The 6,714-nt window shown below is 67.2% G+C and carries 5 protein-coding genes and 1 pseudogene; 3 read left to right on the top strand and 3 right to left on the bottom strand.

Going from position 1 to position 6,714, the window contains the following annotated elements:
* The coding region (locus AC1DOC_RS13435) for a tripartite tricarboxylate transporter TctB family protein (RefSeq protein WP_478129916.1) at nt 1-373 on the bottom strand (373 nt) is incomplete at its 3' end.
* Between the two features lie 342 nt (nt 374-715).
* Here AC1DOC_RS13435 and AC1DOC_RS13430 point away from each other — a divergent pair.
* Complete coding sequence (locus tag AC1DOC_RS13430; RefSeq protein ID WP_478084547.1) at nt 716-1,978, top strand: MFS transporter; 1,263 nt, start codon at nt 716-718, stop codon at nt 1,976-1,978.
* A gap of 24 nt (nt 1,979-2,002) precedes the next feature.
* Here AC1DOC_RS13430 and AC1DOC_RS13425 read toward each other — a convergent pair whose 3' ends face one another.
* Nucleotides 2,003-3,466 (bottom strand): sensor domain-containing diguanylate cyclase, encoded by a 1,464-nt coding sequence (locus AC1DOC_RS13425; RefSeq protein WP_478080270.1) that lies wholly within the window; start codon nt 3,464-3,466, stop codon nt 2,003-2,005.
* 61 nt (nt 3,467-3,527) lie between these two features.
* Nucleotides 3,528-3,887: a hypothetical protein gene (locus AC1DOC_RS13420; protein ID WP_478080269.1), complete on the bottom strand. Its 360-nt coding sequence runs from the start codon at nt 3,885-3,887 to the stop codon at nt 3,528-3,530.
* Between the two features lie 114 nt (nt 3,888-4,001).
* On the opposite strand from AC1DOC_RS13420, the gene AC1DOC_RS13415 reads away from it, so the two are divergent.
* Together AC1DOC_RS13415 and AC1DOC_RS13410 are read left to right on the top strand one after the other, a co-directional pair.
* Nucleotides 4,002-6,389 (top strand): DNA polymerase II, encoded by a 2,388-nt coding sequence (locus AC1DOC_RS13415; RefSeq protein WP_478080268.1) that lies wholly within the window; start codon nt 4,002-4,004, stop codon nt 6,387-6,389.
* 90 nt (nt 6,390-6,479) lie between these two features.
* Nucleotides 6,480-6,714 (top strand): annotated as a pseudogene (locus AC1DOC_RS13410) (hypothetical protein); the annotation flags it as partial.

Here is a 6,714-nt window from a genome sequence, read left to right as displayed (position 1 = left end):
GGTTGAGGCCGAGGAGCTTTTGAAGCGCCAGCGCCATGGCGATCAGGCCGGCCGAGATCTTGAGGTTGCGCACCCAGGAGTTCGAGCTGCCGGCGAAGGCCGAGCAGAACACCATGAAGACGATGCCCGCGATCATGTTCAGGTACATCGAGATCAGCGCGAAGCCGCACAGGCTCGTGAGGATGAGCGCGATGTTCTTGAAGTGCAGGTCCAGCTTCACCGGCTCCACGAAGAACGAGCGCACGACCGTCGCCACGCCGATCAGCAGCAGCAGGCCGCTCACCATGGCGGGGAAAAGACCCGCGCCGGCGCGGCCCAGGTCTCCGATGGGGTAGCGAAGCGCCGTGAGGCCGAAGGCCAGCGCAATTGCCATGAGGAAGAGTCCCCTGACAAGATTTCTGTTTCTCATACGTTCCCGATGTATTGGGGGTTGTCGAACGCCACCGGCGCGGGTGAACTCCGCCCGGGCTTGTCTCCATCCGGATGGAAGTCCGGACGGTCGAATGGTCTTTTGCCGAGCTGATCGCAATCTGACGAGAAGCTGAGGGGAACTACGTACCGCGATGGTCTGCTAGCATGCTTTCACCGGGAAAACAGCCTCCCGGCCTGCACAACCAGACGGTGTCCCGTCCAAGCGCTGGCAACCCGTGATGGAGCCATCCGTGGACACCGCCCTGCCCGATACACCCCCCGCACACGCCGTGGAGCCCAGCCCATGAACGCGGCGCCATCGCCTTCGCCGCGCACCGGACTGGCGCGCCTGCTGCCCGCAGGCGTCAGCGCCGACGCACTGCCCCTGCTCGCCGCGCGGGGGCTGCGTGCCTTCGGCGACGGCTACATGGCGGTGCTGCTGCCGGCCTACCTGCTGTCGATCGGCCTGGGCACGCTGGAAGTCGGCATCGTCAGCACTGCAACCATGCTGGGCTCGGCGCTGGCCACGCTCGCGGTGGGCGCCTGGGGCTACCGCTTCGCGGGCGGGCGGCTGCTGCGCGGCGCCGCCCTGCTGATGGCCGCGACCGGGCTGGGCTTTGCGGGCCTGTCCTCGTTCTGGCCGCTGCTGGTGGTCGCACTGGTCGGCACGCTCAATCCGAGCTCCGGCGACGTCAGCGTGTTCCTTCCGCTCGAGCACGCGCGCCTCGCGGCTGCCGCGCAGGGCCATGCTCGCACCTCGCTGTTCGCACGCTACAGCCTGCTGGGCGCGCTGTGCGCGGCGCTGGGCGCGCTCGCGGCCGCCGTGCCCGACTGGCTGGTTCGGCACAGCCACTTCGCGCGGCCCGACGCGCTGCGCGGCATGTTCGCGGTCTATGCCGCGATCGGGCTCGCGGTCTTCTGGCTCTACCGGAAGCTGCCTGACCACGCCGGCGCCCACGAGGCGGGCAGCGCACCCGTGGCACCGGCGCCCCTCGGGCCGTCGCGCCGCGTGGTGGTGCGGCTGGCGGCGCTCTTCAGCGTCGACGCCTTTGCCGGCGGCCTGATGGTCAACGCGCTGATGTCGCTGTGGCTGCTGGAGCGCTTCGGCTTCTCGCTGACCCAGGCCGGCGTGTTCTTCTTCTGGACCGGCCTGCTGGGCGCGGCGTCGCAGCTTGCCGCCCCCGTGGTGGCCCGGCGCATCGGCCTGCTCAACACCATGGTCTTCACGCACCTGCCCGCCAACGTCTGCCTGGTGCTGGCCGCTCTGGCTCCCAATCTGCCGATCGCGCTCGGCCTGCTGATGGTGCGCAGCGCGCTGTCGTCGATGGACGTGCCCACGCGCACGGCCTACGTGATGGCGGTCGTGACGCCGCCCGAACGCAGCGCCGCGGCCAGCTTCACCGCCGTGCCGCGCAGCTTGGCCGCGGCCATCAGCCCGACGCTCAGCGGCGCGCTGTTCGCGGCCGGATGGATCTCGCTGCCGCTCATAGCCTGCGGGCTGCTCAAGATCGGCTACGACCTCGCGCTCTGGCGCGCGATGCGGCGGGACCGGCTCGACGCGGAGTGAAAGCCGGCGTCGCCGCCGAGCGCCCTACTCGCGGCGGCGCTCGGCCCCGGTTTCGCGGTAGTGGCGGGCCTTGTCCTCGTACATCGCGCGGTCTGCGCGCTGCAGGGCCGCATCGAGCTGGTCGCCGGCCTCGCAGGTCGCCAGGCCGATTGCGAGGTTCAGCACCCGTCCGCTCTGCCCCGCGTAGAACTGGTTGTTCAGCTCGAGCATCGAAGCGATGCGGTCGCGGATCGCCTCCGCCCCGCGCTCGTCCGTCTTGGGCAGCACCACGGCAAACTCGTCGCCGCCGATGCGCGCGGGCCAGCCGGGCTCGTCGACCGCCTTGCTCAGCACCTCGCCCACGCGCCGCAGCAGCGCGTCGCCGGCGGCGTGGCCTTCTTCGTCGTTGACGGGCTTCAGGCCGTTCATGTCGATCACCAGCACCGACACCGGCCACGGGCCCTTGCGCGACAGCCGGTTCAATTCTTCCGAGAAGAAGGCGCGGTTGCGCAGCTGCGTCAGCACGTCGTGCTTGCCCAGGTATTCGAGGTAGGCCTCGGCCTTCTTGCGGGCCGTGATGTCGATCAGCGACACCAGCACCAGGTCCCAGGTGGCGAGCCGGTCTTCGAGCACCGCGAACTGCATGTGGATGTTCACCATGTCGCCCGTCAGCGCGTAATTGACCACTTCCCGCTGCTGCAGCATCTTGCCGTTCCACAGGTCCAGCAGCTGCTCGGCAAAGGAGTCGTGCATCTCGTCGCGGAAGATGTCCGAGATGTTCTCCAGCAGCTCGTTCTTGTCAGCCGCGCCGAACATGCGCAGGGTCTCGCGGTTGACGTCGATCACGCGGATCTCGCGCATGCAGCGCGTGATGAACTCCGGGTGCACCTTGATGAAGGTCGTGAAGTCGCTGATGCCGCGCTTGCGGACATCGTCGAGCAGGATCTTCACGGCGCTGAAGTCTTCCACCCAGAGCGACACCGGCGAACGTTCGAACAGCTCGCGCGCATAGCGCTCGCTCTCCAGGCGCAGCCGCTCGGCCTGCACGCGCTCGGTGATGTCGTCCAGCGACACCAGCACGCGATCCCATGTGGCCTCGTGTCCGGGCAGCACCTGCACGCGCACGTGCACGTCGAGCCGGCGGCCGTCGAGCGCGTAGTTGACCGTCTGGTTGTCGAAGCAGAGATTTCCGCGCCAGAGCTGGTCGAGCTCGTAGATCACCGGCGCGGTCATGTCGTCCCGGAAGATGCTGCCCAGCTTCGAGAGCAGCTCGGCCTGGCTTTGCGCACCGAAGAGGGTGAGCGTGCTCTGGTTGACGCTCAGCACCTTCAGCTGCGCCATGCAATCGCGCACGCGCTGCGGCTCGGCATTCAGGTGCGCCACCAGATCCACCACGCCGGCGCTGCGCCACGCGTCGAACAGCCGGCGCAGCCCGCTGTAGTCCTCGAGCCAGAGCGACATCGGCGCAAACTCGAACAGCGATTCGTAGTCGGTGGAGGAGGAGGGCATGGGTTTTCCTTCGTGCGCGGGATGGTGCCCGCAATGATGCACCTCCGGGCAGGCCGAAGCCTCAGCCGCATTTCTGGAAGCGCTTGCATTCGGCGGTGGCCTGGATGGAGGTCAATGTGTTCTCGCCATCGATGTGCTTCGCGGTGAACCTCACCCACGAACCCTCCGCCATGCCGGCCAGCAGCGTCCGGTCCCTCACCCTGAACCTCTGGACCGTGAAGGGCAGCTTGGCCCTCGGAAGCAGCTTCAGTCGGACATACAGCTTGCCGTCGTCCTCCTGGCTGGCGGAGACGAGGCGTGCATACGTCGTCACCGGCGCTGCTTCTGCAGCGGCTTCGGCCGGCCGCGGCTCGGCCGGTTGAGCAGCCGCTCCCTCCACGGTGACGAGGCTCAACGCAGTCATGAGGACGAGGCGCAGCATGTTCGTGGAGGAAGTGAAGTTGCCTGGATTCTGCCAAACCAGTCCCGCTGCCGGGCGAAAATCGCCCGTGCCCCCGTCCACCCTCCCGCCTTGCCCGAATTTTCAAGCGCTCTCGTGACATCCACCGACCTCCAGGGCTTCATCCTCACGCGCCACTGGCGCGACGCGTCCGCCGGCACGGAGATCGAGTACTGGCTGGCCACCGACGCGGGGCCGAGGAAAGTGGTGCTGACCTCCCGGCGCAGCGTCGCCTTCGTCGCCGCCCGGCACCGCGCGGCGGTCGAAGCCCACCTCGCGGCCATGCCGGGCATGCAGCTGCGCGAACTTGCCCTCAAGACCTTCCAGCAGGAAGCGGTCCTCGGTGTCTATGCGACGCACTTCCGCCAGCTCGGCCGGTTGGCACGCGCCCTCCAGGCGCAGGACATTCCCCTGCTCGAAGCCGACGTGCGCCCGCACGACCGCTACCTGATGGAACGCTTCATCACCGCCGGCGTGCGGGTGGAAGGTGGGCGGGCGGAGCGCGCGACCATCGTCGACTGCAAACTCAAGCCCGCGCCCGAATTCCGGCCGGTGCTGAAGCTCGTGTCGCTGGACATCGAGACGAGCCAGCACGAAGCGCTCTATTCCATTGCGCTGGACGGCACGCCGGAGCGCGTCGTCTTCATGCTCGGCGAGCCGCCATCGGACCTGCCCCCTGAATCGAGCGAGCCCATGGCCTTCTCGCTCGTCTATTGCCCGTCGCGCCGGGCCATGCTCGAGCAGCTCAACGACTGGTTCGAGCGCAACGACCCCGACGTCATCATCGGCTGGAACGTCATCCAGTTCGACCTGCGCGTGCTGCAGAAGACAGCCGACGAGTGCGGCGTGCAGCTCCTCCTCGGGCGGGAGCGCCGTCCCATCGAATGGCGCACCCATCCGGGCAAGCAGGGCTACCTGTTCGCGCCCACGCCGGGCCGGGTCGTCATCGACGGCATTGACGCACTCAAGGCCGCGGTGTGGAGCTTCCCGTCCTTCAGCCTCGAGACCGTCTCGCAGGCGCTGCTCGGCGAAGGCAAGGCCATCGGCGACGAGTACGACAAGATGGCCGAGATCGAGCGGCGCTACCAGCAAGACAAGCCCGCGCTCGCGCTCTACAACATCCGGGACTGCGAGCTGGTCCTGCGCATCTTCGACAAGGCCAAGCTGCTGCAGTTCGTGATGGAACGGGCCCAGACCACGGGCCTGCAGGCCGACCACTTCGGCGGCTCCATTGCCGCGTTCAGCCACCACTACATGCCGCGCATGCACCGCCTGGGCTACGTGGCGCCGAATGTGGGCGAGATCCCGAGCAAGGCCTATCCCGGCGGTTACGTGATGGATTCGAAGCCGGGCTTCTACGACTCCGTCGTGGTGCTGGACTACAAGAGCCTCTACCCTTCGATCATCCGGACCTTCCTGGTCGATCCGGTGGGACTCGTCGAGGGCTCGAACGCCAGCGAAGAACCGGCCGCGCGCGTCAAGGGACCGCAGGGGACCGTGTTTTCGCGCGACCGGCACTGCCTGCCCGAAATCGTGACCACGCTCTGGCGCGCCCGGGACGAGGCCAAGCGGGCGAAGAACGAGCCGCTGTCGCAGGCGTTGAAGCTGCTCATGAACTCCTTCGCCGGCGTGCTGGGCGCGGCCGAGTGCCGGTTCTTCAACCCCAAGCTGGTCTCCGCCGTGACCCTTCGCGGGCACGAGATGATGAAGCTCACGCGCGAATTCGTGGAGCAGCGGGGCTACGAAGCCATCTATGGCGATACCGACTCCATCTTCGTCTGGCTCAAGCGCACCCACGGCAACGAAGAGGCGCACGCCGTCGCGGCCAGCCTGGCCGCCGACATCAATGCCTGGTGGACCCGCACGCTGCGGGAGGAGCAGGGCCTGGAGAGCTTTCTCGAGATCGAGGTCGACACCCACTACAGGAAGTTCTTCATGCCCACCATCCGCGGCTCGGAGGTCGGCAGCAAGAAACGCTACGCCGGCCTCAGTGCAGATGCCGCGGGCAAGGAGGAGATGGTGTACCGCGGCCTGGAGATGGCGCGCAGCGACTGGACTCCGCTCGCGCGGCAGTTCCAGCAGGGCCTGCTTTCACGCATCTTCCAGGGCGAGCCCTACAAGGAGTTCGTGACCGACTATGCGAGGTCGACGCTGGCGGGTGCCAAGGACGACCTGCTGATCTACCGCAAGCGCCTGCGCCATCGGCTCGACGCCTACCTGGTCAACGTGCCGCCGCAGGTCCGCGCCGCGCGCATCGCGGACGAACACAACGCCCGCATCGGTCGGCCCAGGCAGTATCAGAAAGGCGGCTGGATCCAGTACGTGATGACGCAGAACGGGCCGGAGCCGCTGGAAACCCGCCATTCGCGCATCGACTACGAACACTACCTCACACGGCAGCTCCAGCCGATCGCCGACGCCATTCTTCAGCCCATCGGGGAGAGCTTCATGGCCTTGACGACTATGCAGCGCGGGCTCTTCTAGACCGGCGATCCCGATAATGCGATCCTTTTATCCGGATCCAGAAAAATGAGTGCCGCAGATTTTCTTTTTGCCCCCGAGGTGCAAAAGCTCTTGAAGGTCGTCTATGCGGCTCCCGACCAACCGTTTGCGCCTGGCGAGCTTGCCCGGCGTTCGAAGCTCGATCCCGCCGATGTGGAGCGCACGCTGGAGCACCTTGTCGGCAGCGGCATCCTGAAAAGGCGGAAGCCGAAGGCGGACGAGCCCGACACCGTCACGCTCGACCGTTCGTTCGTCTTCCACGACGAACTGCGCAGCATCGCGCTGAAGTCGTTCGCCGCAGCGGAAC

The sequence above is a fragment of the Variovorax sp. 01T439_2 genome, from assembly GCF_056398445.1.
This window is presented reverse-complemented; position numbering and strand designations above follow the sequence as displayed.

Excerpts from the sequence above, each read along its gene's own strand:
- AC1DOC_RS13430 (WP_478084547.1), top strand. The coding sequence starts at position 716 with ATGAACGCGGCGCCATCGCCTTCGCCGCGCACCGGACTGGCGCGCCTG.
- AC1DOC_RS13425 (WP_478080270.1), bottom strand. The coding sequence starts at position 3,466 with ATGCCCTCCTCCTCCACCGACTACGAATCGCTGTTCGAGTTTGCGCCG.
- AC1DOC_RS13420 (WP_478080269.1), bottom strand. The coding sequence starts at position 3,887 with ATGCTGCGCCTCGTCCTCATGACTGCGTTGAGCCTCGTCACCGTGGAG.